This is a genomic window from Stenotrophomonas sp. YJH_SMC_133 (assembly GCF_059370655.1).
This window is the reverse complement of sequence record NZ_JCAFTW010000011.1, coordinates 79,148-105,666: the sequence shown is the minus strand read 5'-3', so window position 1 is coordinate 105,666 and position 26,519 is coordinate 79,148. Positions and strand designations below refer to the sequence as shown.

Sequence of the window (26,519 nt, the reverse complement as noted above, 5' to 3'; positions counted from 1 at the left end):
GTCGAGCTGGCTCGACTGTTCGCAAACGCGGGGCTGGTGGCTCAGGCCGCCGAAGGCAGCGCCGGTTCCCCGGCGATCAGGCGGTCGAAGTATTCGGTGGTCAATGCGATCTGGCTGGCCGGATCCTCGGCACGGTTGACCACCGCGCGGAAAGCGGCATTCTCCGGCCGGTCCTTGGCATACCAGCCCAGGTGCTTGCGCGCGATGCGCACGCCCTGCGGCTCGCCATAGAACGCATGCAGCGCGTGCAGGTGGCCAAGCAGGATGTCGCGCACTTCCGCCAGTGATGGCGGTGGCAGTTCCTCGCCGGTGGCCAGGTAGTGCGCCACTTCGCGGAAGATCCACGGCCGGCCCTGCGCCGAGCGACCGATCATCACCGCATCCACGCCGGTTTCCTTCAGGACGTAGGCGGCCTTCTGCGGCGAATCGATATCGCCGTTGGCGATCACCGGAATGCGCAGCGCGGCCTTGATCTCGCCGATCGTGGCGTACTCCGCCTGGCCGGTGTAGTGCTGGTCGCGGGTACGGCCGTGCACCGCCAGTGCCGCGATACCGCTGTCCTCGGCGATGCGTGCGATCAGCGGGCCATTGCGATGGTCGCAGTCCCAACCGGTGCGGATCTTCAGCGTGACCGGCACGTCCACCGCGTTGACCACGGCCTCGAGGATGCGCGCCACCAGCTGCTCGTCGCGCATCAGTGCCGAACCGGCCCAGGCGTTGCAGACCTTCTTGGCCGGGCAGCCCATGTTGATGTCGATGATCTGCGCGCCGTGGTCGACGTTGTAGCGTGCGGCCTCGGCCAGCTGCTGCGGCTCGGTGCCGGCGATCTGCACGCTGATCGGGGCCGGTTCGCCGTCATGGTCCATGCGGTGGATCGACTTGCGCGTGTTCCAGAAGCGCGGATCACTGATGGTCATTTCCGAGGCGGCCAGACCCGCGCCCAGCCGTTTGCACAGCAGGCGGAAGGGCTTGTCGGTGACGCCGGCCATGGGCGCCAGCACGACGTTGGGGGCAATGGTGTACGGGCCGATCTGCATGCGCCCATTGTAGGGCGCGGGCGGCGGCACGGTTGTGTCGGCGGCCTCCGGGTTCAGGCCGATCGGCACCGACCTCATGCCGTACCGGCATCAGCAGATGCTTGATGGTTGCTTCCACCGCCCCCAAGGGCGGGTGATGGTGGGGTGCTTGGTGAAGGCCAATGCCGCCGGGCTGGGGATGTGGCGAGACGGGGTAGAGTCGACTGTCAGTCGACTATCGCGCGAAGCGCGGGGTTTCCGCGGCCTGGCCGGAAAGCAGTCGACTACCAGTCGACTCTACCCGGTCGCGCTGCCCCCGGCTGCCAGGCCCGGCGTTGCCCAGGCTTGGGAATGCCTCCAGCCTAGGGAGAATCGATTATCAGTCGACCAGGCTGCGATGGCACTGCCTGCGGTCGTCCCTGATGGCCCCGCGCTCAGCGCGGCGGATCGATCTGCAACCCGGCGCCGAGACGGTCCAATGCCACATCCACGCGCGGCAACAGCTGCCGGCCCTGTGGCCACAACAGGCGCAAGGGCAGGCCGCGGCAGTCCAGCGTTGGCAGGATCGAAACCAGGCTGCCGCGTGCCAGCGCGTCATCGACCAGCCAGGTGGCCAGCTGGGCGATGCCAAAGCCGGCCTCGACCGCCGCCACCTGCGCTTCGGCACTACCGACCACCAGGCGTGCGCGGGCCTGCAGCCATGCGCTGCGATTCCCGGCGTCAGCCACCTGCCACGGCCCGATGCTGCCGTCGGCGCGGCCGAACATCACGCCGTCGTGGTCGGCCAGTTCGGAGGTCGAACGGGGCAGGCCGTGCCGTTCCAGATAGGCCGGCGACGCGCAGAAGCACAGGCGCTCGTAGCCGAGCAGGCGGCTGCCCAGGGTCGCTGGCAGCGGCTCGGGGCCACCGATGCGCACAGCCAGATCGATGCCGTCCTCGGCCAGGTCGATGAAGCGGTCGCCGAAGGTCACCTGCGGCCGCAGGTGCGGGAACGCATCGGCCAGCTGCAGCAGCAACGGCCAGACTTTGAGGCGCCCGAAGGTGGCCGGCGCATCCACGCGCAGACGCCCCACGGGCGCCCCGCCATGTGCGGCCAGCACTGATTCGGCATCAGCCAGTTCGGCCAGCACCCGCACGCAGGTGCGATGGAATCCTTCACCGGCTTCGGTCAGGCGCAATCGCCGGGTGCTGCGTTCGAACAATCTGGCTCCCAGCCGTGCCTCGAGCCGTGCGATGGTCTTGCCGACCGCCGAACTGGTTACATGCAGGCGCTCGGCGGCAGCGGTGAAGCTGCCGGCGTCAGCGGTGGCGACAAAGGCCTCGATGCCACGCAGGCGTTCGGTGGGGAGCATGGGAAATTTTGTCTTGAATAGGTGGAAAATATAGCAGTAATCGGAACTACGGGAATAAATAGTCTGGCGGCTCCAGTTCTGGTGCTCCTCCATGTCCTCCCCCGATTCTCCCGTGGCCGCTGGCCACGCCAATGTGCGCCGACAGCTTTCGGTCGCCCTGCTGGCGGTGTCCGCTTTCGTCATCGTTACCACCGAGTTCCTGATCGTCGGCCTGCTGCCGGCACTGGCCCACGACCTTGGCCTGGGCATTGCCCGTGCCGGGCAACTGGTCACCCTGTTTGCGTTCACCGTGATGCTGGCCGGGCCACCGTTGACCGCGCTGCTCGCGCACGTCGACCGACGCCGCCTGTTCGTGGCCATCCTGCTGCTGTTCGCCGGCTCCAACGCGCTGGCCGCGATGTCCACGCAGCCATGGCTGCTGGCGCTGGCACGGGTGCTGCCGGCGCTGGCCCTGCCGGTGTTCTGGGGCACGGCCAGCGAGACTGCTGCACTGCTGGCACCTGCGGAGCAGGGGGGGCGTGCGGTGGCACGGGTCTATCTGGGCATCACCGCCGCGATGCTGTTCGGCATTCCGCTGGGCACGTTGGCTGCCGATGCCATCGGTTGGCGCGGCAGCTTCTGGTTGCTGGCAGCGTTGTCACTGCTGATGGCCGCTGCATTAGCGTTGTGGATGCCCGATACGGTTGCCGGGCCGCGGCGCGCGCTGCGCGAACAGGCACGCGTGCTGCGCCAGCCCTGGCTGCAGGGCAATGTGCTGTTGTCGGTGCTGGTGTTCACCGCCATGTTCGCTGCCTATACCTATCTGGCCGATGTACTCGAACGGCTGCTGTGGGTTCCTGCCGCACAGGTGGGGTGGTGGCTGATGGGCTTCGGTGCGGTTGGATTGATCGGCAACGCGTTGGGCGGCCGCTGGGTGGATCGCGCGCCACTGGGTGCGACCTTGGCGTTCTGTGGCGTATTGGCGCTGGGCGTGCTGGGCAGCGTCGGGCTGGCCGGGCAGGGAGCATTCGCGCTCATCGCGCTGGCGGTCTGGGGCGTGGCCCACACCGCGCTGTTTCCGCTGTGCCAGGTGCGGGTGATGCGTGCAGCGCCGCAGGCACAGGCGCTGGCCGGAACCTTGAATGTCTCGGCGGCCAATGCAGGCATCGGCCTGGGGGCGCTGTTGGGAGGCGGCGCCATCGAACGCTTCGGCCTGGCATCGCTGGGTGCGGTGGGCGCGGCCGTTGCGTTGCTGGCGATTGCCGCAGGCCTGTTGCTGCGATGGCTTGCCCGGTCTCGTGCATCCACGCATGGCGTGGATCTACCCCATTGAACGTGCCGCCGTGGTGCTTGCAGTAGATCCACGCCATGCGTGGATGGAAGACCCACAAAAAAGCCCGGGCATCTGCATGCCCGGGCTTCTTCATCCACGCACGGCGTGGATTTACTTTGCTTCGGAATCGGCCGGGGTGAAGCGCGGCATTGCTGCAGCGGCGCCTTCCTTCTCGGTCGAACGGCCGGCGAACTGGTTGGCGAAGCGCACATGGCGGGCAAACGGGGCGTCGGCCACCTGCGCCAGCGACGCGGCCAGCGCACCGTTGAAGGCGTCACCGGCACCGGTGGTGTCGATGGCCTGTACCTGTTCGGCGCCCACGCGGTAGTACGGCTGGGTATCGCCGCGCAGGTTCTCGTCGGCATGCGACACGAACACGCCCACCGAGCCCAGGGTGACCACCACGGTACCGTTGCCGACCAGCTTGCGGCACAGCGCGTGCAGGCTGGCGCCATCCAGCGCGGCGACGTCGTTGGCATCCACGCGCTCACCGACATGGCGGCCGAGCAGGGCAGCGAACTCGGTCTCGTTCGGGGTGATCACATCGGCCAGCTTGAGCAGGCCGATGGTCGAGGGGGCATCGGCCGGTGCGGTGTTGAGCACGGTGGTGACGCCGGCCTCGCGGGCCGTGGCCAGTGCCGCTTCGATGGTCTGCACCGGCGATTCCAGCTGCACCAGCACCACCCTGGCGCCGGTCAGCAGGGCCTGCTGCTGTTGCAGGAAGTCGGTGCTCAGCGCAGCGTTGGCACCCGGGCCGATCACGATGGTGTTGCGGCCACGGGCATCGACGTAGATGCCGGCGGTGCCGGTCGGTTCGCTGCTGGCTTCGGCGATGAGGCCGAAACCATCCTGCGCCGCCAGTTCGCGCGCGGTGGCGCCACCGGCGTCGTCGCCCAGCGCGCACACGAAGTGCGTCTCGGCACCGGCGCGGCAGGCCGCCACGGCCTGGTTGAAGCCCTTGCCACCGGGGCCGGTGCTGTAGCGGCCGGCAATGGTCGCGCCCGGTGCCGGCAGCGACTCGCACCGCCACACGTGATCGACATTGAAGGAACCGACGACAACGACACTGCTGCTCATAGGGAATCTTTTCTCAACCAAGGGTTCAACTGAAGTGCGTCAGCACGCCGGCGATGGTCGCCGTCATGAAGGTGGCAATGGTACCGCCCAGCACCGCGCGCAGGCCGAACTTGGCCAGGTCGTGGCGACGTTCCGGAGCCAGGCCACCGATGCCGCCGATCTGGATCGCGATCGAGCTGAAGTTGGCGAAGCCGCACAGCGCGTAGGTCGCGATCAGGCGACCTTCGCTGGACAGGCTGACGCCAGCCACCTGGCCGTTCACGATCTGCGACAACTCGGTGTAGGCCACGAACTCGTTGATCACGACCTTCTGGCCGATCAGCGAACCGACGGTGGTGGCATCGGCCCACGGCGTACCGATCACCCAGGCGATCGGGGCCAGCAGGTAGCCGAAGATGGTCGACAGGTTGGTCGGCTTGCCGATCTGCGCAGCCAGGCCGGTCACTTCACCGATCCAGGTCAGCGGGGCGTTCAGCAGCGCGATCAGGGCGATGAAGGCCAGCAGCATCGCGCCGATGTTCAGCGCCAGCTTCAGGCCGTCGCCGGCGCCGGCCGCAGCCGCGTCGATGATGTTGCTGGAGGTCTTTTCGACTTCCATCTTCACCGTGCCGCGGGTGAGCGGGGTGCCGGTTTCCGGGATCAGCAGCTTGGCCACGACCAAGGTGGCCGGCGCGGCCATGATGCTGGCCGCCAGCAGATGCTTGGCGTAGAAGGCCTGCTGCGCTGGGTCGCCGCCGCCAAGCATGCCCACGTAGGCCGCCAGCACGCCGCCGGCGATGTGTGCCATGCCGCCGATCATCATGGTCAGCAGCTCGGACTGGGTCATCCTGGCGATGTACGGGCGCACGGTCAGCGGCGCCTCGGTCTGGCCGATGAAGACGCTGGCGCAGACGCTGGTGGTTTCCGCACCGGACACACGCATGACCTTGGTGATCGCCCACGCCATCACGCGCACGATCGCCTGCATGATGTTCAGGTGGTACATCACCCCCATCAGCGCCGAGAAGAAGATGATGGTCGGCAGCACCTGGAAGGCGAAGATGAAGCCGTAATTCTTGGTGTCCATCAACGAGCCGAAGATGAAACCGGAACCCTCGTTGACGAAGCTCAGCACCTTGACGAAGCCGTGGCCCAGCGCGTCGAACACGTCGCGCCCGCCCGGCACCAGGATCACCAGCGCCGCGAAGGCGATCTGCAGGGTGATACCGGTGGCAACCAGCTTCCAGTCAACCGCGCGCTTGTTATTGGAAAACAACCAGGTGATGCCGATCAGCACCGCCAACCCGAACAGGCCGAAGCCGATCCTGCCCAAACCTTCGACCATGTGAGTGACTCCCCTGGGGCGTCGCGAAAAACGGGAAGCCTAGTGCAGGGCAGGGGCCGGGGCAAGAAAAAGCAGCGTGCGCGCGGCCAACGGTACCGATCAGGCCAGCAACGGCAAGGGCTTGCGGCTGGCGGCGGCAGGTAGAATGGGGGTCGATCCCGGCCCGGATGCGGGCCCGCAGCAGGAGATTCGCATGCAATACCGTCGCCTGGGCTCCACCGGCCTGCCGATTTCCGCCCTTTCCTTCGGCGCCTGGGTGACCTTCGGTGACCAGATCCCGCGTGATGAGGCGCGCAACCTGATGGCCGCCGCCTGGGATCATGGTGTCAACTTCTTCGACAACGCCGAGGGCTATGCCAACGGCCGTGCCGAACAGGTCATGGGTGACGTGATCGCCGACCTGCGCCTGCCGCGCGACGGTTTCTGCGTGTCCAGCAAGGTGTTTTTTGGCAGCGCCAAGGACCCGCGGCCGACCCAGCGCGGGCTGTCGCGCAAGCACGTGACCGACGCCTGCCACGCTGCACTCAAGCGCCTGCGGGTGGACTACCTGGACCTTTACTACTGCCACCGCCCGGATCCGGACGCGCCGATCGCCGAGACCGTGCATGCGATGGACACCCTGGTGCGGCAGGGCAAGATCCTCTACTGGGGCACCTCGGAGTGGTCGGCGGTGCAGATCCAGCAGGCGCTGGACATCGCCGAGGCGCGCAACCTGCAGGGCCCGTCGATGGAGCAGCCGCAGTACAACCTGCTGCACCGCGAGCGGGTCGAGGTCGAGTACGCGCCGCTGTATGCCGGTGCCGGCCTGGGTACCACCATCTTCTCGCCGCTGGCGTCGGGCCTGCTCACCGGCAAGTACGACCAGGGCATTCCGGCCGATGCACGGCTGGGGCGGGAAGGCATGGAGTGGTTGCAGGACCTGGTGCTGGGGGCCGACGCCGGGGCCCGCCTGGGCCAGGTGCGGCGCTTCAGCGAGGTGGCACGCGCGCTGGGCCACGCCCCGGCCACGCTGGCCATCGCCTGGTGCCTGCGCAACCCGAACGTTTCCAGCGTGATCCTCGGCGCCAGCCGGGTCAGCCAGCTGCTGCAGAACCTGAAGGCACTGGACGTGCTGGAGCAGGTCGACGCGGCCGGCTGGGCGCAGGTCGAAGCCGTCTTCGCCTGAACCCCGGGGCCGGCCGGGCCTCGGGGGCCTCGCTCGGGCCGGTTCGGCCGAGGGAACGGGACGGGAACGGGAACGGGAACGGTAGAGTCGACTGTCAGTCGACTGCTTCGAATAACCGACTGCTTCGAGCAACAGCAGTCGACCAACAGTCGACTCTACACACCTGCGTCGCCATTTAATTGATGCGATCTATCGGATTACGGAATTCGATCATTAATCCCATCAATCAAATTGAGAATGGTTGTTGATTGTCAACTGAGAATCATTATCATTTAACTCGTCCCTCGCACGAGTCCAGATGCTCATGAATGCTCAACCTGTACTGCTGCGCCCCGAAACACTGACCCTCCGCGATCGTCCGGTCCGCGTCGTTCCGCCGGAAGAGGTCATCGACAGCGAAGCCCTGCTCAAGGGCCGTCGTGAAATCCTGATCCAGCACGGCGACCGCTTCTATCGCCTGCGGCACACCAGCAACGACAAGCTGATCCTGACCAAGTAATCGCGGTCTGGTCGCCCGCCTCCCTCCCTCCTGCCGGCAGCGCCGACAGGGTGGGCGACCCGTCCGCTCCCGCTCTCTCCCCCTCGGTCTACCGCGTGCACCTTCCGGGTGTGCCGGTAACCGGGGGTTCCCCTGCCTGACCGAACGAACCCGATGACCCGCCATACCGCCCTTTGCCTTGCTGTCTGGATGGCGCTGCCGCTGTCCGCCCACGCTGCTGCCACTGCTGCCCCCGATGCGCGCGAATTCGATCGGGTGCAGGTCACTGCCACCCGCACCGAGCGGGCGGTGAGCGACGTGGCGGCAACGGTGGATGTCATCGACCGTGAGCAGATGGACCGGCACCTGGTGCAGGACATCAAGGATCTGGTGCGCTACGAGCCGGGCCTGTCGGTCACCCGCAGCGCGACCCGCTTCGGCCTGGATGGTTTCCGCATCCGTGGCCTGGACGGCAACCGCGTGCGCATCCAGACCGACGGCATCGTCATGCCGACCCGGTTCGACATCGGTTCGTTCGCCAGTTCCAACCGCAACTTCACCGACCTCGATACGCTCAAGCGCGTCGAGATCGTGCGTGGACCGGCCAGCTCGCTGTACGGCTCCGACGCACTCGGTGGCGTGGTCGCGTTCGTGACCAAAGACCCGGCCGACTATCTCAAGGACGGCAAGAACAGCTACTTCGGCCTGAAGTTCGGCTACGACGGTGAGTGGAAGGGCCTGCTCGGCGGTGCCACCGCCGCCTTCGGTGGCGACCACTGGAGCGGCCTGGTCAACGTCAACCACCATCAGGGCCAGGAAACGGACAACAAGGGCACGGTACGCAGCGACAACGACACCCGCACCGCGGCCAATCCGCAGGATCGCGACGGCCGCAGCCTGCTCAGCAAGCTGGTCTATGCACCCAGCGAGGACCAGCGCTTCCGCCTGACCGTGGAAGGCAACGAAGACACCACCGATACCAATGTGTTGTCGGCGATTGCCAGCGTTGCACCGCGCCCCGGCGCGATGCCTGTGGCCACTGGCATGAAGTCCCACGACACTCAGAAGCGCAACCGCGTGTCCTTCGCCCACGAGATGGATGCGCTGGACCAGCCGTTCGCCGACAGCCTGCATTGGCAGGTGTACGCGCAGAACAGCGAAACCCGGCAGCAGACCGACGAGACCCGCACCGACGGCACCCGCCGCCACCGCGTGTTCTCCTTCGACCAGCATGCCTATGGCCTGCAGGCGCAGTTCAACAAGGCGTTCACCACCGGCAGCGTCGAGCACGCATTGACCTACGGTTTCGAAGGCACCCGTACCGAGATCCGCCAGAAGCGCGACGGCTATCAGGTCAGCAAGGCTGGCGTGGTCAGCAACACGGTGCTGCCGGACACCTTCCCGGTGCGTGACTTCCCGATCAGCAAGACCACCGAGCTGGGCCTGTATGCACAGGATGAGATGCGCTTTGCCGATGGCAGGCTGTCGCTGGTGCCGGGCGTGCGCGTGGACCGCTACGAGCTGAAGCCGGAAGTGGACGGCATCTTCGCCGAAGACAACCCGACCACGGCCGTGGCGCAGCTGAAGAAGACCAGCGTGTCGCCGAAGCTGGGCATGGTCTGGCGCTTCACCGACGAATGGTCGCTGTTCGCCGGCTATGCACGTGGCTTCCGTTCGCCGCCGTACAACGACGTCAACATCGGCCTGACCAACGTCGCCTTCCGCTATACCGCCATCGCCAATCCGGATCTGAAGCCGGAAACCAGCGACGGCTACGAACTGGGCCTGCGCTTCATTGCGCCGGCGGCGTACGTCAGCGTCAGCGGCTACTACAACGACTACAAGGATTTCATCCAGTCCAACGTCGATACCGGTCGCAACGCACAGGGTCTGACCGTGTTCCAGTCGCAGAACATCGCCGACGCGCGCATCTATGGCGCGGAAATGAAGGCCGGCATCGAATTCGGCGAACTCAGCCCGGCGCTGAAGGGCTGGGCGCTGCGCAGTGCGTTGGCATGGTCGCGTGGTGACAACCGGACCGATGACGAACCGCTGGCCTCGGTCGATCCGCTGCGTGGCACGCTGGGCCTGATGTACGACACCGATACCTGGGGCGTCGAACTGGCCGGTACCTTCGTGCAGCGCAAGAAGCGCCTGCCGCCGCCTGCGGCGCAGACCAATCCGAACGCACCGGCGCCGTTCGTCTACCAGCCGGCCGGCTACGGCGTGCTGGACCTGATGGCGCACTGGAACTTCGCGCCGGGTGCCACCTTCAATGTCGGCGTGTTCAACCTGGCCGACAAGCGCTACATCGAATGGTCGTCGATCACCCCGAGCCTGATCACCGATCGCGCACTGAGCGATCGTTTCAGCAGCCCGGGCCGCACCTTCTCCGCCAGCCTTGCCGTTTCCTGGTGATCTCATGAGCCGAGCCTTGTCCGCACGCAGGAATGACTCCATCGCCGCGCCGAACAGCGCGGCCTGGCCGACCCCGGCACAGCTGGCCACGCTCGGCACCGTGTTGTGCCTGTACCACGCCGACGGCAACGAGCTGGGCGGCTGGCGCCAGGCCGTACGCGTACACGCCTGCCAGGGCGTGGACAGCGAGGGCCTGCGCGAAAGCCTGTGCTTCCTTGATGGACGCGGCCGCTGCGTGTGGCGCCTGTACCTGCTGCCCGACAGCGATTTCCTGGCCTGGGACCGTCTGGTCGCGGCGCTGCCGCCGGGACCGGAACACGACAGCGAGGCGAGCGTTGGCGAACGCCTGTGGCGGCGCCTGGCCGGCCATCTTGGCGGCCAGCGCTGGCGCCTGTGCGCGCTGCGCTTGCATGCCGCCGACGACGGACGCACGCTGGCCGCCAGTCTGTCGACCCTGTCCTCGCTGGGCGCGGCCACCGCGCGCCGCATCGCACGCCTGGAAGGTGCTGAAGGCGAGCTGGCGATCGACGACTGCTGCTGTGCCGACGCCGCCCGGCGTCCGGCGCCCCAGATTCCCGGCGACCTGCCGCTGATCCGCCTGTGACCCTCTCCTGATGGAACGCCCGTTGGCCACGGATGGCCCCTCAATGAATCTGCAACCCCGAAGGAAGACCCCGATGAAGCTCCAGACAGCCAGCGCCATGCTGCTGCTCGCCGCCAGCGGCGTGGCCAGCGCGCAGCCCTCCGATATCGCCCGCGACCACGACAGCATCCTCGCCATGCAGGGTGAGTACACCGTGGACTTCGCCTTCGACGAGACCGTGCTGCTGAAGCCGGGCTACGAGCGTGCACCGGCGATGCGCAGCGGCGGCAGTGAAGTGGTCATCGTGGTCGAGAACACCCCGAAGCGCATCGTGCTGCAGCACCTGCTGCTGGATGAAAAGAGCGGCCACATCACCAAGCACTGGCGCCAGGACTGGGTGTACGAAGCACCGAACCGTTTCGAGTTCAGCGCCGACCAGACCTGGAAGGTGCGCAGTATTCCGTCGGCGGTGAACCAGGGCGCCTGGACCCAGTGCGTGTACGAAGTGAGCGACGCACCGCGCTACTGCGGCACCGGCACCTGGACCTACACCAACAACGTGCCGAGCTGGACCAGCGATCTGAGCTGGCGCCCGCTGCCGCGCCGTGAGTACACCAAGCGCAGCGACTACAACGCGCTGGCTGTGGTCAACCGCCATACGCTGACCCCGAACGGCTGGACCCACGAACAGTTCAACACCAAGGTGCAGCGCAACGCCGATGGCAGCCAGGTGGAGATCGCACGCGAGTTCGGCTTCAACGACTACGTGAAGACCACCGAGGTCGACTTCACCCCGGCGCGCAACTACTGGAAGGCCACCGCCGGCTACTGGGCCAAGGTGCGCCAGCGCTGGGATGGTTTCCTGACCCAGGCCCCGGGCGTGCACCTGAAGACCAGGATCGACGGCATGGCGATGATCATTCCGCTGTTCACCCAGGCCGAAGAGATCCAGGCCGGCAAGAAGGTGAAGGACAAGCAGATTGACGACGTGTTCGCCAAGTACGTGGAAAAGGCCCAGTAGATCCACGCCATGCGTGGATGCGCTTGTTCCTTGAACACTGGCAGCGCCGTCCTGGGCTCTTGGTAGGTGCCGAGCTTGCTCGGCACGCGCCCCGGTTCGGCGCCGCCTCAGGCCTCGCGCAGCGCCAATGCCGGTGGCGTATGCAGGATCGCCCGCGTACCCCACCAGCCCGCCAGCAGGCTCAGCCCGATGCCGACCACGCCGCCGACCAGCAGGCCCGGCCACGGCGGCAGCAACGGCAGCTCGAACACCTTCTGCGAGACCGCCACGCCGATCGCAGCCGCGGCGCCCACCGCCAGCAACGCGGCCAGCGTGCCCAGCGCGCCGAATTCCACCAGTACCGCGCCACGCAGCTGGCGCCGGGTCGCGCCCAGCGTGCGCAGCACCGCGCTGTCGTAGCGGCGCTCGCCCGCCGTGGCCTGCAGTGCGGCCAGCAGCACCAGCACGCCGGCCAGCAGGCTGAACACCATCACCAGCTGCACCGCCTGTGCCACCCGCTCCATCACATCGCGCACCTGCGAGATCACCGCGTCCACGTCCAGCAGCGACAGGTTGGGCTGCGCGCGTATCAGCTCGCCCAGTCCGGCTGCCTTGCCGGCCGACAGGTGGAATGCCGACAGCAGGTTGTGCGGGGTGTCGCCCACCGCATTCGGATTCAGCAGCACGAAGAAGTTCGGCCGGAAGGTGTTCCAGTCGGCCTTGCGCACACTGGTCACGGTGAACTCGCGCTCCTGCTCGCCAACTGCAATGGTGATGCGGTCGCCCGGATACACGCCGTAGCGCTTGGCCCAGCCGATTTCAACCGACGCCTCCGCCGCCGTGCTGTCGGGCGTCCAGAAGGTGCCGTTCATCAGCGTGTTGGCCGGCGGGAAGCTGCTGCGCCAGCTGAAGTTCAACGGCCGGTTCTCGTCGTCGTCATCGCGCTGGGCTTCGCCTGACGCCGGCTGCCCGCTCTGGTCCGGCGAGCGATCCACGCGCAGCGGCGGCTTGCCGTTGATCGCGATCAGGCGGCCGGTGGCCATCGGTTCGATGCTGGCGTCGTTGGCGCCCAGTCCACGCAGCGCGGCCAGCACGCTGTCGCGCTGTTCGGGCTGGATGTTGATCAGGAAGTAGTTCGGCGTGTCCGCAGGCAGTCGCTCGCGCCACTGCTGCAGCAGGCCGGGGCCGGTCACCGCCAGCAGCAACAGCGCGCACAGCGACAGCGACAGCCCGACCAGCTGCATCACCGCCAGCATCCGGCGCCGGGTCAGCGCCGCCAGGCCCAGCCGCCAGTGGCCGTGCAGACGGTGCTGCAGGCCGCGCAGCAGCTGCAGCAGCACGAAACCGACCACGCCGGCCGCCACCGCCAACGCGGCCAGGCCGCCCAGCACCCACAGCGCCAGCTTGAGATCACCGGTCACCTGCACCGCCAGCAGCAGGCTCGCCGCCAGCGCTGCTACGTAGGCCAGCAGCGAGGCCGGGGGCAGGGCGGCGAAGGAGCGGTTGAGCACGCGCATCGGCGGCACCCCGCGCAGGCGCAGCAGCGGCGGCAGGCCGAAGCCGAACAGCAGCAACAGGCCGATGCCGGCGCCGGTCAGCGCCGGCATCGCTTCCGGCAGCGGCAGGCGCTGCGGCACCAGGCTGCCCAGTACCTGCACCAGGCCTTCCTGCGCGGCCATGCCCAGGCCGATGCCGAGCGCACAGGCCGGCACCGCCAGCATCAGCAGCTGCAGCGCCAGGCCAAGCAGGATGTCGCGCTGGCGCGCGCCCAGGCAGCGCAGGATCGCCACCTGGTCGATGCGGCGCAGGGCAAAACGGTTGGCCGCCAGCGCGGTCGCCACGCCGGCCAGCAATACCGCCAGCAGCGCGCTCAGGCCGAGGAAGCGCCCGGCAAGATCAAAGGCCTGGCGCACGCCGCGCTGGGTGTCGTCCACGCTCAGCAGGCGAAGGCCTTTCACCTGTGGCAGCAGCCACTGGCGCAACGCGGCAACCTGGTCGGCGGAGCCGGCGAACATGAGCCGGTAGTTGATGCGGCTGCCGGGGCCAAGCAGGCCTGTGCCTTCCACATCGGCGCGGTTGACCAGCAGCGTGGGGGAGAGCGTCAGCAGGTCGCCGCCGGCATCCGGCTCGGCCTCGATGATGCCGGCGATGCGCAGCGTGCCGGCGCCGAATTCGAGATCATCGCCGGCCTTCAGTCCCAGCCCCTGCAGCAGGCGCGGGTCGGCATAGGCCTGGCCCTTGGGCGGCATGCCGGCGTTGGCGATCAGCGCGCCACCGGGCGTGCTGCGCACCCGCAGCGTGCCACGCAGCGGATAGCCCGCCTGCACCGCCTTGATGCTGGCCATCTGGCTGGCATCACCGTTGAACAGCACGCTGCCGAAGCTGGCGATGCGGGTGAAGGCCAGTCCACGCCGCTGCGCCTCGTCGGCGAATGCCTGCGGCGGGTCATCGCGCCCGGCGATGCCGAGGTCGCCGCCGAGCATCTCCGCCGCGCTGCCGGTCAGTGCCAGGTTGACCCGGTTCACCAGCGTGCCGACCGCGGTCATCACCGCCACGCCCAGCACCAGTGCGGCGAACACGGTCAGCAGGTCGCCGGCCAGCGCCTCGCGGCGCAGTGCGCGCCACGCATGCCGCAGCAGGTTCATGCCTGCGCCCCACGCTCGACCGGCAGCAGGCGGCCGTTGTCGATGCGGTGGATGTACTGGCAACGCTGGGCCAGGCGCAGGTCGTGGGTGACCAGCACCAGGGTGGTGCCGCTGCCGGCGTTGAGTTCGAACAGCAGGTCGCTGATGTGCTGGCCGGTGGCGTGGTCCAGCGAGCCGGTCGGTTCGTCGGCGAACAGGATGCGCGGGCGGGTGACGAACGCACGTGCCAATGCCACGCGTTGCTGCTCGCCGCCCGACAACTGGCGCGGATAGTGGCGGGCGCGATGGGCCAGCCCGACCTGGGCCAGCACTTCATCGACCCGCGCCCGGTCTTCGCGTCCGGCCAGTTCCAGCGGCAGCGCGACATTCTCGGCGGCGGTCAGCGCCGGCAGCAGGTGGAAACTCTGGAACACGAAGCCGACCTCACGCGCGCGCAGCTGGGCGCGGGCCTCCTCGTCCAGCGCCGACAGGTCCTGGCCAGCCAGCGCGATGCGGCCGCGACTGGGCAGGTCCAGCCCGGCCAGCAGGCCGAGCAGGGTGGTCTTGCCGGAACCGGAGGCGCCGACGATGGCCACGCTGGTGCCTTCATGGACCGTCAGGGTGATGTTGTCCAGTATGTGGACTTCACCCTCCGGGCCCTGCACGGACTTGCCGACCTGGTCGACGGCGATGGCGACGGGCGCGCTGCGGGGGGACAGGCTGTCGATGAGGAGACTCCAATGCGCAAGACGGGATGGAGCCGGCGAGCCGGCGCGATGATGGTGCTGCTGCTAGGGTTCCTGCTGCTGCCCGGGCTGGCCTGTGCCAAAGGTCCGGCCGGCACCGTGCTGGTGCTCGGCGACAGCCTCAGTGCTGCCCACAATATCCCTGCCGACGCCGGCTGGGTCAGCCTGCTGCAGCAGCGGGTCAGGCAGCAGTCGAAAACCCCGGCGCGCATCGTCAACGCCAGCATGAGCGGCGAGACCACCGCCGGCGCACTCACCCGCCTGCCGGCCCTGCTGGCGAAGGAAAAGCCGACCGTGGTAGTGATCGCCCTTGGCGGCAATGACGCACTGCGCGGGCTGACCCCGGCGCAGGTGCAGGGCAACCTGGGAAAGATGGTGCAGGCCAGCCAGAAGGCGGGCGCGAAGGTGCTGCTGCTGGGCATCGACGTGCCGCCCAACTACGGGCCGGCCTATCGCCAGCGCCTGGCGGCGGCCTACAGGGCGCTGGCCACGCAGTACAAGGTGCCGCTGCTGCCCTTCCTGCTGGAGGGTGTCGCCCTGCAGCCGGGCATGATGCAGGCCGACGGCCTGCACCCGACCGCACAGGCGCAGCCAAAGGTGCTGGACAACGTCTGGCCGCTGCTGAGGCCGCTGCTCTGAACCGTTTGTGTACCCCTTGACGGAACTTCACATCGCGTCCACCGTCGATCCGGCATGTTTCACAAAGCTGAAGTTAGAGGGAATCACATGCGTCAGACGAAGGAGACCTCCGGCTTGGTGCTGGTGGTCGAAGACAACCGCAACATCTCCGAGATGATCGGGGAATACCTGGAAGGTCGCGGCTTCGAAGTCGACTATGCACAGGACGGCCTGGATGGCTACCGCCTTGCGGCGGAGAACAGCTATGACGTCGTGGTGCTCGACTTGATGTTGCCGCGCCTGGATGGCATCGAAGTGTGCCGTCGCCTGCGCAACGATGCGCGCAAGTCCACCCCGGTGCTGATGCTCACGGCACGCGACACGCTGGACGACAAGCTCACCGGCCTGGGTTTCGGTGCCGATGACTACCTGACCAAGCCGTTCGCGATCCAGGAGCTGGAAGCCCGCCTGCGCGCGCTGATCCGTCGCGAACGTCGCCAGGTCGGTTCGGAAGTGCTGAAGGTGGCCGACCTGGTGCTCGATCCGGTCAGCATGCGTGCGACCCGTGCCGGCACCGAGCTGCAGCTTTCGCCGATCGGCCTGCGCCTGCTGACCATCCTGATGCGCGAATCGCCGCGCGTGGTCACCCGCCAGGAGATCGAGCGCGAGATCTGGGGCAATGGCCTGCCGGATTCGGACACCCTGCGCAGCCACCTGTACAACCTGCGCAAGATCATCGACAAGCCGTTCGACCGTCCGCTGCTGCACACCGTGCAGAGTGCCGGCTACCGCATTGCCGACATCGCCCAGCCGATGGCCTGAGCAGGATACTCGCCGGTGCAGCAGCAGGCCCGGCCGGGTTGTGGCCACGTACGAGGGCAGGGCATGACCGGTCTGCACTGCCGCCGGTCATCGCCCATGCACCCGCACGGCGTGGCGCGCTGCCTATAATCGCAGCGCTCTGACCGGGACTCCGCAATGCCGCACGGCCTGCCGCGCAAGATCCGTATCGCCTTCATCCTGCAGGCAGTGCTGGCCAGCCTGGGCATCCTGCTGGGTGCGTGGCTGGTCTCGCTGGTGATCAAGCACAGCCTGGTGGGCGCTGCCCTGCGCGAGGAGGCGGCGTACTACTGGACGCTGCACGAAGCGTCCCCGGTGCAGCCACCGCCCAATACCCAGAACATCCGCGGCTACCTGCTGGAAAGCGGGCAGTCGGCACTGTCGTTGCCGGCCAACCTGCGCAACCTGGAGCCCGGCTTCCACGAACTGCCCAAGGACGACCAGCTGGTGCTGGTTGATGTGCGCCCGGCTGGCCGCCTGTATCTGGTGTTCCTGCGCTCGCGGGCAGAGATGCTGGCGTTCTGGTTCGGCATCGTGCCGGTGCTGCTGACCCTGCTGGCGGTGTATGGCGCCAGCTGGGTGACCTACTGCGCGTCCAAGCGCCTGGTGTCGCCGGTGAACTGGCTGGCTCGGCGCGTCTCGCGCTGGGACCCGGGGCATCCGGAAGCGGCCGACCTGGAGCCCAACAAGCTGCCGGCGGACATGCAGGGCGAGACCCGGCAGCTGGCGGCCGCGTTGCACTCGCTGGCCAACCGGGTCAGCGCGCACGTGGCACGCGAGCGCAACTTCACCCGCGATGCCAGCCATGAACTGCGCACGCCGCTGACCGTCATCCGCGTTGCCAGCGACATGGCACTGGGCGATGAAAGCCTGCAGCCGCGCCTGCGCCGCAGCCTGCAGCGCATCCAGCGGGCTGGCCGCGACATGGAAGCGGTGATCGATGCGTTCCTGATCCTGGCCCGCGAGGCAGACGTCGAACCGCAGATCGAGCTGTTCGACGTCAACGACATCGTCCGCTATGAAGTGGACAACGCCAACGAACTGCTGGGGGCTCGCCCGGTGTCGGTGCACCTGCACAGCGATGGCCCGGTGCAGCTGCATGCGCCGCCGCGGGTGCTGCAGGTGGTGGTCAGCAACCTGGTGCGCAATGCATGCAGCTACACCGACGAGGGGCGCATCGACGTGCATGTGCACAACGATCGGGTGGTGGTGCACGATACCGGCATCGGCATGTCCCCCGAGGCGCTGTCACGGGCGTTCGAACCGTTCTATCGCGCCGAACCCAGCCGGCCGCAGGGTACCGGCCTGGGCCTGTCGATCGTACGCAGGCTGTGTGATCGCTTCGGCTGGAAGGTCAGCCTGGCCAGCGAGCCGGGTCAGGGCACCGAGGCAACGGTGATCTTCCGGTAGAGGGATTTTGCCGGGCTGCGCCCGGCACCCGCCGAGGCAACATCAACATCAAAAGCGGGCATTCCGTGGAATGGCGGGGCGGTGTGGGTTTGCAGGACACGCCGTAAACCCCCCTCCGGGGTCCGGCCCAGCCGCTGGCGGCTGTGCGTTCGGGCGCTTGCGAAGCAGTGCTTCGCAAGCAAAGCGCCCTCACCCATGGGGGCTCGATGGCGCCATCCATGGCGCCAACGGTCCTGCAAACCCACACCGCCCCGCCTTCGACAGTTTCCCGCGATCCGCAGTACATCCACGCCATGCGTGGATGGGGTTGCTCAGTTGCAGTTGACCTTCGGCGCCAGCGCCTTGGTCCAGATGTCATACCCGGCCGGGGTCATGTGCAGCATGTCTTCGCGGAACAGCTTCGCATCCGGCTGGCCATCCGCGCCCAGCATCGGCGTGTAGATATCGGTGAAGCCGGTGTTGGGCAGCTTGGCCAGCGCGGCCTTGATCAGCGTGTTGGCCTCGTTGATCGCCGGCAGCAGGTGCGCACGCGACGGGCTCGGCTTGATCGACAGGTACTCGACCTTGGTCTTCGGCAGGTCGCGATGCACGCGCTGCACGAAGGCGACCACGTCGTCGCGCACCTGGGTCGCGGTGCGGCCGCTGTTGAGGTCGTTGTCACCGGCGTAGAAGAACACCTTGCACGGCGCATACGGCACCACGATCTGGCCGGCATACCAGGTGCTGTCACGCACTTCCGAGCCGCCGAAACCGCGGTTGAATACAGGCTGGCCGGGGAAGTCGGTGGCCAGGCTCTCCCAGAAGCGGATGGAGGAGCTGCCGATGAACTCGATGCCACCGCGGGGCGGCGGGTTGGCCTGGTCGGCGCTGGCGAACCGGGCCATGTCGCCGGCCCAGGCCACGTTGGAGACCTGTTCGGGTACCCGGGGCGACGTGGTCGGGCCCAAGGCCTGGGCCAGCGGTGCGGCGGTCAGCAGGCCCAGCATCAGCAGGCAGGTACGGCGACGGGACATCAGGCGCTCCAGCAGGGAAGGGAACGCCATCATAGAAGCTGGGGCGGGCCGGGGCTTGCCCCTGGCGGTCCATTCACCGGGCCGGTGCCGGGATGCGGCTGGCGGCCTTGTGGCAAAATGGCGGCCATCTGCCTATTCCTGTGCACCCATGATTCCCTGCCGTGCGTCTGAGCGGTCGCTGCGCCGCGCCCCTGTTGCTGGATGTTCCACCCGTGGCTGATCAGTTCGGCCATCTGCCGCGCGGCCCGCGCCGCATCTTCCAGGCCGCCCGCTGGTCCTGGCAGGGCCTGCGCGCCGCCTGGCTGCACGAATCGTCGTTCCGGCTGGAGGTCTACCTGCTGATCCTGCTGGCGCCGGTCGCGGTCTGGCTGGGGCAGACGCCGGTCGAGCGTGCGCTGATGATCGGTTCGATGCTGCTGGTGCTGGCGATGGAACTGGCCAACTCGGCCATCGAAGCGGTGATCGAACGTTACGGCAGCGAGATCCACGAGCTGGCCGGCCGCGCCAAGGACATGGGCTCGGCGGCGGTCTTCGTGCTGATGATGAACGTGCTTCTGTGCTGGGCGCTGGTCGTGGTCCCGCATGCAATGGCCGGCAATTACGGCTGATCCCCATTCCCCCTTGTTGAAGACTTCCCATGTCCCTTGAGTTTCTTGCCGATCCGAATGTCTGGTTGACCCTGTTCACGCTGAGCGCGCTGGAAATCGTGCTCGGCATCGACAACCTGGTGTTCATCTCCATCGCCGTCAGCAAGCTGCCAGAGCACCGCCGCCCGTTCGCGCGCCGGCTCGGCATCGCGGTGGCCTGTATCACCCGTATCGGTCTGCTGGTGTCGCTGGCGTATCTGGCGCACATGGCGGCCAACCTGTTCACGGTGGCCGGCATGGGCATCTCCATCCGTGACCTGGTGCTGATCGTCGGTGGCCTGTTCCTGATCATCAAGGGCTGCATGGAGATCAAGGAACTGATCAGCGGCGGCGAGGATGAAGATCCGAGCACCACCAAGGCCTCGGCCGTGTTCGGCTACGTGATCGCGCAGATCGCGGTGATCGACATCGTGTTCTCGCTGGACTCGGTGATCACCGCGGTTGGCATCGCCGACCACATCCCGGTCATGGTCGCCGCCATTCTGCTGTCGGTGTTGGTGATGCTGCTGGCCGCCAACCCGCTGGGCCGTTTCATCGACGCCAACCCGACCGTGAAGATGCTGGCGCTGGCCTTCATCCTTATGATCGGTGCGGTGCTGATCCTGGACGGCCTGGACGTGCACGTGCCCAAGCCCTACATCTACGCCGCGATGGGCTTCTCGGTGCTGGTGGAATGGCTGAACCTGCTGATGCGCCGTCGCGCGCGCGAGCACAACGTGCCGGGCGCTGGTAACTGGTAAGCGCCTCTGGCATGTAAGTCCCTCAGAACCCTCGGCCCGGCCGGGGGTTCTGCGTTTGTGGGGGCACGGCTCTGCTACGGCGCTGCGGTTTTTGCACTTGCAGCGGGTTTCCGTGCCTCACTTGTGACCCAGGATCAACAGTGTTTTCCCGGGACGAGGCTTAATCCGCCACAGCAAAGCGCGCAGGCTACGCACTCCCGAATCCCTCCCCCAGGCCCCCCCATGAATTCCAGAGCCGCCTTGCTGGCGCTTGCCGTCGGCGCCTTCGCCATCGGAACCACCGAGTTTGCGCCGATGGGCCTGTTGCCGGTCATCGCCGACGGCGTGGGCGTGGGCATTCCCACTGCCGGCATGCTGATCACCGCTTACGCCGTGGGCGTGATGCTGGGCGCACCGGTGATGACCCTGCTGATGGGACGGTTCGGCAAGCGCACTGCGCTGATGCTGCTGATGTCGATCTTCGTGGTCGGCAACCTGCTCTCGGCACTGGCCCCGAACTACGGCCTGCTGTTGCTGTCGCGCCTGGTCACCAGCCTCAACCACGGCGCCTTCTTCGGCATCGGTGCTGTGGTTGCCGCCAGCCTGGTGCCGAAGGACAAGCAGGCCGCCGCCGTGGCCACCATGTTCATGGGCCTGACCATCGCCAATATCGGCGGCGTGCCGCTGGCGACCTGGGTGGGCCAGCAACTGGGCTGGCGCCTGTCCTTCGCCGGTACTGCAGTGCTGGGCCTGATTGCGATCACCGCGCTCGGCTTCGCGCTGCCGGCATCTGCACCGGGGCCGCGCCCGGACGTGCGCCGCGAACTGAAGGCCATCCTGCAGCCGCAGGTACTGCTGGCGATGGGCACCACGGTGCTCGGCGCGGGTGCGATGTTCACTCTGTACACCTACGTGGCGCCGGTGCTGACCGAACTGACCGGCGCCTCCAACACCTTCATCGCGATGTCGCTGGCCCTGATCGGTATCGGCTTCACGTTTGGCAATGGCATCGGTGGGCGCATGGCCGACTGGTCGCTTGATGGCGCGACCCGCATCCTGCTGGCGGTCCTGGCCGTGCTGATGTTCGTGCTGCCGCTGGCGTTCATGCACCACGCCACTGCGGCGCTGGGCGTGCTGCTGTTCGGCGCGGCGACCTTCGCCATCGTGCCGCCGCTGCAGATCCGGGTGATGCAGGCGGCGAGCGAGGCGCCGGGCCTGGCGTCGTCGATCAACGTGGGTGCGTTCAACCTCGGCAACGCGGTGGGTGCCGCGCTGGGTGGTGCGGTGATCAGCTTGGGTTTGGGTTACGCGGCGATTCCGGTGGCCGGTGGCCTGCTGGCGGCATCGGGGCTGCTGCTGGCGTGGCTGGGGCGTCCCCGCACTGCGGTGGCTGAGGCCTGCTGAGGGGAGAGGGTTTCCGGCAGGGCTTGCAGCCCTGCACCCGCTGCAATCAACGTCAACGTCAAAAGCTGGTTATCCGTGGGGTGGCGGGGTGGGTCCGGTGGCGGGGGACGCCGTAAACCCGTCCCTGGGGGCTTGGCCGCGGCATCCATGCCGCGGACACCCCCGCCACCGGACCCACCCCGCCTTCGACAATTTCCCGCGGTCTGCCGGAACGGCGTTCCGCTCCGGTAGGTGTCGACCTTGGTCGACACGAATGCCTGAAGAACCGCGTTTTGCTTTTGATTTTTCTTTTGATCTTCCCGCGGTGCGCAGGAAATTGTCCGTGGCCGGGAGGGTGGGTTGGCTGGGGGCGTGAGCCGCATGGATGCGGCGATCGAGCTTACATGGACGTACTTGCAGCGCCCCCCAGCCAACCCACCCTCCCGGCCGACCCCGATAACGCTTCCTCGCCAACCACCGCGGAGGGGGCGGCGCCCGATGGCCGGTCTTTCACCCGAACCGTGGCATGCTCGGTGCCCAGTCCACCCGGAACCTCCGCCATGCGCCTGTTCACCCGTGTCCTGCCCCTGATGCTGCTGGCCTCCCTGCTGTCCGGCTGCGGCTACAACGCCATCCAGCAGAAGGATGAAGCGGTCAAGGCCAGCTGGTCCGAAGTGCTCAACCAGTACAAGCGCCGCGCCGATCTGGTGCCCAACCTGGTGCAGACCGTGAAGGGCTTCGCCAGCCAGGAAGAGCGCGTGCTGACCGAAGTGACCAACGCCCGCTCGCGTGTTGGCCAGATCAACGTCAACGCCGACGACGAAGCCTCGCTCAAGCAGTTCCAGCAGGCCCAGGGTGAACTCGGCAGCGCACTGTCGCGGCTGCTGGTGGTCACCGAGAACTACCCGGTGCTGAAGTCGGACCAGAACTTCCGCGACCTGCAGGCCCAGCTGGAAGGCACTGAAAACCGCATCACCGTCGCCCGCGGCCGCTACATCCAGCAGGTGCAGGACTACAACACCTACATCCGCTCGTTCCCGCAGGTGATCACCGCCAAGATCTTCGGTTACAAGACCAAGCCGAACTTCACCGTGGAAAACGAAGCGCAGATCTCCAACGCGCCGGCGGTCGATTTCGGCAGCGCGCCGCAGCAGCAGCCGGCACCGCAGCCGGGCCACTGACCCATGCGCCTGGCCACTGCGCTCCTGGCCCTGCTGCTATGGCTGCCGCTGGCATCGCACGCCCAGCAGCTGGCGCCGATTCCGGCGCTGGATTCGCCGGTGGTCGACGCCACCGGCACGCTGGATGCCGCGCAGAAGCAGGCGCTGGTACAGCAGGCGCTGGACCTTCAGCAGCGCAAGGGCAGCCAGCTGCAGGTGCTGGTGGTAGCCACGACCCAGCCGGAAGACATCGCGCAGTACACCACGCGGGTCTTCGACCAGTGGCAGATCGGCCGCAAGGGCGTGGACGACGGGGTGCTGCTGGTGGTGGCCAAGGACGACCGGCGCGTGCGCATTGAACCCGGTTATGGTCTGGAGGGAGCGATTCCCGATGCCATCGCCAACCGGGTCATCCAGGAATACCTGGTGCCGCGCTTCCGCAGCGGCGACTACGCCGGTGGCATCACCGACGCCACGGCGGTGCTGGTCAAGCTGATCGACGGGGAAGCGCTGCCGGCACCGGTCAGCGGCCATCGCGGGCGTGAGCCCAGTGGTGGTGGCGATACCTGGTTCCTGGCGCTGTTCATCGGTGTGTTCGCCGGCAGCATCCTGCGCGGGATCTTCTCGCGCGTGCCGCGTCCGCTGCGTGGCCTGCTCGGCGGTGCCGGCGCGGCGCTGGCGGCATTCCTGTTCACCTCCACACTGCTCGCCAGTGGCCTGGCTGGCGTCGTGGGCCTCATTGTTGCCATGCTCTCCGGTCACCCGGGCCGCTTTGCCGGTGGCGGTGGCTGGGGTGGTGGCAGCTGGGGCGGCGGAGGCGGCTTCGGCGGGGGCGGTGGATTCGGCGGCGGCGGCGGTTGGGGCGGCGGCGGTGGCCGCTCCGGCGGTGGCGGTGCTTCGGGGGGCTGGTGATGATCCAACGGCTGTGTCGTCATGTGTTTTCGCCGTCGGTACGGCGCGCATTCCCGCCGGCCACGCTGCAGGCGATCACCGAGGCCATCGCGGCCGGTGAGCAGCGCCACGGTGGCCAGGTGATGTTCGCGGTGGAAGCGGACCTGCCGCTGGCCGCGCTGTGGCACAGGGTCACCCCGCGGCAGGCCGCCGAGCATGCGTTTGCGCGCCTGCGCACCTGGGATACCACCCACAACAATGGCGTGCTGATCTACCTGCTGCTGGCCGACCACGCCATCGAGATCGTCGCCGACCGTGGCCTGCAGGGCCGGGTCAGCCCGGCACAATGGCAGCGGGTCTGCACCCACCTGCGGGAGGGCCTGCGTGGCTCCCATCCGGTGGAAGCGCTGCAGGATGCCATCGACGAGGTTTCCAGCCTGATCGAAGGGCACTTTCCGGCCTCGACCCGGTCGAACGATGACGCGTTGCCGAACTCGCCCCAGCTCCTTGGTTGAGCCGGGGCGGCACTGGCCCGAGAATAGGCGTTCAACCGCAAGGCACCTTCCATGATCTATTTCCACGACATCGACCCCATCGCCCTCTCGCTGGGGCCGATCAAGGTGCATTGGTACGGCATCATGTACCTGCTGGGCTTCACCGCCGCCTGGCTGCTGGGACGCAAGCGCATCGCCGCCGGCCGCCTGCCGGGCGTCGACGCCAATGGTTTCTCCGACCTGCTGTTCTACGCCATGCTCGGCGTGGTGCTGGGCGGGCGCATCGGCTACATGCTGTTCTACGCGCTGGGCGATTTCCTGCACAACCCGCTGCTGCTGTTCAAGGTGTGGGATGGCGGCATGAGTTTCCACGGCGGCCTGCTGGGGGTGCTGGGCGCTTGCTGGTGGTGGTCGCGCAAGCACAAGCTGCATTTCTTCGACACCATGGATTTCATGGCGCCGCTGGTGCCGCTGGGCCTGGGCTTCGGCCGCATCGGCAACTTCATCGGCGCCGAGCTGTGGGGCAAGTACACCGACGGCACGTGGGGCGTGGTGTTCCCGTCCGGCCTGCCGGCGCCGCTGAACCAGCTGGACCACGCGACCCTGCAGGCGCAGTTCGCCACCGGCGCGCTGAACCAGTTCGCGCGCCATCCGTCGCAGCTGTATGAAGCCTTCCTGGAAGGCCTGGTGATGTTCGTGGTGCTGTGGGCCGTGTCAGCCAAGCCGCGCCATCGCTATCTGGTCGGCGGCCTGTTCGCGCTGATGTACGGACTGTTCCGCTTCGCGGTGGAGTTCGTGCGCATGCCCGACAACGGCGTCTACGTGGCCTTCGACTGGCTGACCCGTGGCCAGATCCTCAGCCTGCCGCTGATTGCCTTCGGCCTGGTGCTGCTGGTGATGTCGCGCCGTGCGCCGGTACTGCAGCCGCAGCTGCCGGTGACTGCCGGGGGCAAGGCATGAAGGCTTACCTGGACCTGCTCTCGCATGTGCTCGAGCACGGCGCCGAGAAGAGCGACCGCACCGGCACCGGCACCCGCAGCGTGTTTGGCTGGCAGATGCGTTTCAACCTGGCCGAAGGCTTCCCGCTGGTCACCACCAAGAAACTGCACCTGCGCTCGATCATCCATGAGCTGCTGTGGTTCCTGAAGGGCGACACCAACATCGGCTACCTGAAGGACAACCAGGTACGGATCTGGGACGAGTGGGCCGACGAGAACGGCGATCTCGGCCCGGTGTACGGCAAGCAGTGGCGCAGCTGGGCCACCGCCGATGGCCGTGAGATCGATCAGATGCAGTGGCTGGTCGACGAGATCAAGCGCAACCCCGATTCGCGGCGGCTGGTGGTCAGCGCCTGGAACGTGGGCGAGCTTTCGCAGATGGCGCTGATGCCGTGCCACAACCTGTTCCAGTTCTACGTGGTGGACGGCAAGCTCAGCTGCCAGCTGTACCAGCGCAGCGGCGACATCTTCCTCGGCGTGCCGTTCAACATCGCCAGCTACGCGCTGCTGACCCACATGGTGGCGCAGGCCACCGGCCTGGGCGTGGGCGATTTCGTGCATACGCTGGGCGACGCGCACCTGTATTCGAACCACTTCGAGCAGGCGCGCGAGCAGCTGTCGCGTGAACCGCGCGCGCTGCCCAAGCTGTGGTTGAACCCGGAGGTGACCGATCTGTTCGGCTTCCAGTTCGACGACATCCGCATCGACGGCTACGATCCGCACCCGGCCATCAAGGCGCCGGTGGCGGTATGAGCGCGATGAAGCTGTCGATGATCGTGGCGCTGGATCGCAACCGTGGCATCGGTCAGGGCAATGCCATGCCCTGGCACCTGCCGGATGATTTCAAGCACTTCAAGGCGCTCACCCTGGGCAAGCCGATCCTGATGGGCCGCAAGACGGCCGAATCGATCGGCCGCGTGCTGCCGGGACGGACCAACCTGGTGCTGACCCGCAGCGGCCAGGTGCCGTTCGAGGACATGCGCGCGGTGGCGTCGCTGGACGAGGCGAAGGCGATTGCCGAAGGCGAGGGCGCCAGCGAGCTGTGCATCATCGGCGGCGGCGAGATCTTCCACCAGCTGCTGGACCAGGCCAGTGACCTGTACCTGACCTGGGTGGATGCCGAAATCCCCGCTGATACCCATTTCCCCGAAGTCGACATGCAGGACTGGCGGGAAGTGAGCAGCGAGCCGCACCCGGCCGACGAACGCCATGCCTACGCGTTCCGCTTCGCGCACTACGTGCGCCGCTGAT

General features: G+C 67.4%; 25 protein-coding genes. 18 read left to right on the top strand and 7 right to left on the bottom strand.

The features are described 5' to 3' along the window. Positions 1 to 41: 41 nt before the first annotated feature. Both dusB and AC5P78_RS16405 read right to left on the bottom strand, forming a co-directional pair. Entirely contained in the window at positions 42 to 1,037 is a 996-nt protein-coding gene (dusB, locus tag AC5P78_RS16410) for a tRNA dihydrouridine synthase DusB (RefSeq protein WP_012479176.1), read from the bottom strand. Positions 1,038 to 1,450: 413 nt separating this feature from the next. After that, positions 1,451 to 2,368: a LysR family transcriptional regulator gene (locus tag AC5P78_RS16405; protein ID WP_043035379.1), complete on the bottom strand. Its 918-nt coding sequence runs from the start codon at positions 2,366 to 2,368 to the stop codon at positions 1,451 to 1,453. A gap of 91 nt (positions 2,369 to 2,459) precedes the next feature. Between AC5P78_RS16405 and AC5P78_RS16400 the strand changes: the two genes are divergently transcribed. Next, entirely contained in the window at positions 2,460 to 3,680 is a 1,221-nt protein-coding gene (locus tag AC5P78_RS16400) for an MFS transporter (protein WP_043035380.1), read from the top strand. Positions 3,681 to 3,791: 111 nt separating this feature from the next. Here the strand turns inward: AC5P78_RS16400 and AC5P78_RS16395 are convergent, their stop codons facing one another. Both AC5P78_RS16395 and AC5P78_RS16390 read right to left on the bottom strand, forming a co-directional pair. Then, positions 3,792 to 4,757 (bottom strand): ribokinase, encoded by a 966-nt coding sequence (locus AC5P78_RS16395; protein ID WP_043035381.1) that lies wholly within the window; start codon positions 4,755 to 4,757, stop codon positions 3,792 to 3,794. Positions 4,758 to 4,782: 25 nt separating this feature from the next. After that, entirely contained in the window at positions 4,783 to 6,081 is a 1,299-nt protein-coding gene (locus AC5P78_RS16390; RefSeq protein WP_005408115.1) for a NupC/NupG family nucleoside CNT transporter, read from the bottom strand. Between the two features lie 193 nt (positions 6,082 to 6,274). Here AC5P78_RS16390 and AC5P78_RS16385 point away from each other — a divergent pair, with 193 nt between their 5' ends. The 5 genes from AC5P78_RS16385 to AC5P78_RS16365 all read left to right on the top strand — a co-directional run bounded on the left by AC5P78_RS16385 (position 6,275) and on the right by AC5P78_RS16365 (position 11,746). Beyond that, positions 6,275 to 7,246 carry an aldo/keto reductase gene (locus AC5P78_RS16385; RefSeq protein WP_323157296.1) on the top strand — a complete coding sequence of 324 codons (972 nt, stop codon included), beginning with the start codon at positions 6,275 to 6,277 and terminating at the stop codon, positions 7,244 to 7,246. 304 nt (positions 7,247 to 7,550) lie between these two features. Further along, positions 7,551 to 7,745: a hemin uptake protein HemP gene (gene hemP, locus AC5P78_RS16380; RefSeq protein ID WP_005412278.1), complete on the top strand. Its 195-nt coding sequence runs from the start codon at positions 7,551 to 7,553 to the stop codon at positions 7,743 to 7,745. A gap of 153 nt (positions 7,746 to 7,898) precedes the next feature. Then, complete coding sequence (locus AC5P78_RS16375; RefSeq protein WP_414498580.1) at positions 7,899 to 10,142, top strand: TonB-dependent hemoglobin/transferrin/lactoferrin family receptor; 2,244 nt, start codon at positions 7,899 to 7,901, stop codon at positions 10,140 to 10,142. A gap of 4 nt (positions 10,143 to 10,146) precedes the next feature. Then, entirely contained in the window at positions 10,147 to 10,746 is a 600-nt protein-coding gene (locus AC5P78_RS16370; protein WP_005408118.1) for a ChuX/HutX family heme-like substrate-binding protein, read from the top strand. Positions 10,747 to 10,819: 73 nt separating this feature from the next. Then, positions 10,820 to 11,746, top strand: a complete 927-nt coding sequence (locus AC5P78_RS16365; RefSeq protein ID WP_111151159.1) for a DUF6607 family protein — start codon at positions 10,820 to 10,822, stop codon at positions 11,744 to 11,746. 107 nt (positions 11,747 to 11,853) lie between these two features. On the opposite strand, the gene AC5P78_RS16360 is transcribed toward AC5P78_RS16365, so the two are convergent. Together AC5P78_RS16360 and AC5P78_RS16355 are read right to left on the bottom strand one after the other, a co-directional pair. Further along, complete coding sequence (locus AC5P78_RS16360) at positions 11,854 to 14,370, bottom strand: ABC transporter permease (RefSeq protein WP_099526900.1); 2,517 nt, start codon at positions 14,368 to 14,370, stop codon at positions 11,854 to 11,856. After that, entirely contained in the window at positions 14,367 to 15,014 is a 648-nt protein-coding gene (locus AC5P78_RS16355) for an ABC transporter ATP-binding protein (protein ID WP_024957309.1), read from the bottom strand. Before AC5P78_RS16355 ends, AC5P78_RS16360 begins: the two co-directional genes overlap by 4 nt. A 75-nt stretch (positions 15,015 to 15,089) precedes the next feature. Here AC5P78_RS16355 and AC5P78_RS16350 point away from each other — a divergent pair, with 75 nt between their 5' ends. From AC5P78_RS16350 to AC5P78_RS16340, 3 genes are all read left to right on the top strand, one after another. Further along, positions 15,090 to 15,734, top strand: coding sequence for an arylesterase (locus tag AC5P78_RS16350; RefSeq protein WP_012479183.1), 645 nt, complete (start codon positions 15,090 to 15,092; stop codon positions 15,732 to 15,734). Between the two features lie 87 nt (positions 15,735 to 15,821). Beyond that, positions 15,822 to 16,535 carry a response regulator transcription factor gene (locus tag AC5P78_RS16345; RefSeq protein WP_002811889.1) on the top strand — a complete coding sequence of 238 codons (714 nt, stop codon included), beginning with the start codon at positions 15,822 to 15,824 and terminating at the stop codon, positions 16,533 to 16,535. Positions 16,536 to 16,691: 156 nt separating this feature from the next. Next, a complete protein-coding gene (locus AC5P78_RS16340) occupies positions 16,692 to 17,963 on the top strand; it encodes a sensor histidine kinase (RefSeq protein ID WP_495217300.1) in 1,272 nt (423 codons plus the stop codon). A gap of 311 nt (positions 17,964 to 18,274) precedes the next feature. Here AC5P78_RS16340 and AC5P78_RS16335 read toward each other — a convergent pair whose 3' ends face one another. After that, positions 18,275 to 18,976, bottom strand: coding sequence for an SGNH/GDSL hydrolase family protein (locus AC5P78_RS16335; RefSeq protein WP_114619022.1), 702 nt, complete (start codon positions 18,974 to 18,976; stop codon positions 18,275 to 18,277). A gap of 212 nt (positions 18,977 to 19,188) precedes the next feature. Between AC5P78_RS16335 and AC5P78_RS16330 the strand changes: the two genes are divergently transcribed. The 9 genes from AC5P78_RS16330 (at position 19,189) to AC5P78_RS16290 (ending at position 26,518) form a co-directional block, all read left to right on the top strand. After that, a complete protein-coding gene (locus tag AC5P78_RS16330; protein ID WP_049418807.1) occupies positions 19,189 to 19,584 on the top strand; it encodes a diacylglycerol kinase in 396 nt (131 codons plus the stop codon). A gap of 29 nt (positions 19,585 to 19,613) precedes the next feature. After that, complete coding sequence (locus tag AC5P78_RS16325) at positions 19,614 to 20,363, top strand: TerC family protein (RefSeq protein WP_049418805.1); 750 nt, start codon at positions 19,614 to 19,616, stop codon at positions 20,361 to 20,363. 222 nt (positions 20,364 to 20,585) lie between these two features. Then, on the top strand, positions 20,586 to 21,746 hold the full coding sequence (locus AC5P78_RS16320) for an MFS transporter (RefSeq protein WP_005408128.1): 1,161 nt from the start codon (positions 20,586 to 20,588) through the stop codon (positions 21,744 to 21,746). Between the two features lie 539 nt (positions 21,747 to 22,285). Beyond that, a complete protein-coding gene (locus AC5P78_RS16315) occupies positions 22,286 to 22,906 on the top strand; it encodes a LemA family protein (RefSeq protein ID WP_012479189.1) in 621 nt (206 codons plus the stop codon). Positions 22,907 to 22,909: 3 nt separating this feature from the next. Then, positions 22,910 to 23,797 carry a TPM domain-containing protein gene (locus AC5P78_RS16310; RefSeq protein WP_043035668.1) on the top strand — a complete coding sequence of 296 codons (888 nt, stop codon included), beginning with the start codon at positions 22,910 to 22,912 and terminating at the stop codon, positions 23,795 to 23,797. Beyond that, complete coding sequence (locus tag AC5P78_RS16305; protein ID WP_060380614.1) at positions 23,797 to 24,291, top strand: TPM domain-containing protein; 495 nt, start codon at positions 23,797 to 23,799, stop codon at positions 24,289 to 24,291. Before AC5P78_RS16310 ends, AC5P78_RS16305 begins: the two co-directional genes overlap by 1 nt. Positions 24,292 to 24,342: 51 nt before the next feature. Next, complete coding sequence (lgt, locus tag AC5P78_RS16300) at positions 24,343 to 25,230, top strand: prolipoprotein diacylglyceryl transferase (protein WP_012479192.1); 888 nt, start codon at positions 24,343 to 24,345, stop codon at positions 25,228 to 25,230. After that, positions 25,227 to 26,021 (top strand): thymidylate synthase, encoded by a 795-nt coding sequence (locus AC5P78_RS16295; RefSeq protein WP_057498746.1) that lies wholly within the window; start codon positions 25,227 to 25,229, stop codon positions 26,019 to 26,021. Before lgt ends, AC5P78_RS16295 begins: the two co-directional genes overlap by 4 nt. A gap of 5 nt (positions 26,022 to 26,026) precedes the next feature. Continuing rightward, positions 26,027 to 26,518, top strand: a complete 492-nt coding sequence (locus AC5P78_RS16290) for a dihydrofolate reductase (RefSeq protein WP_414498528.1) — start codon at positions 26,027 to 26,029, stop codon at positions 26,516 to 26,518. Position 26,519 lies beyond the last annotated feature (1 nt).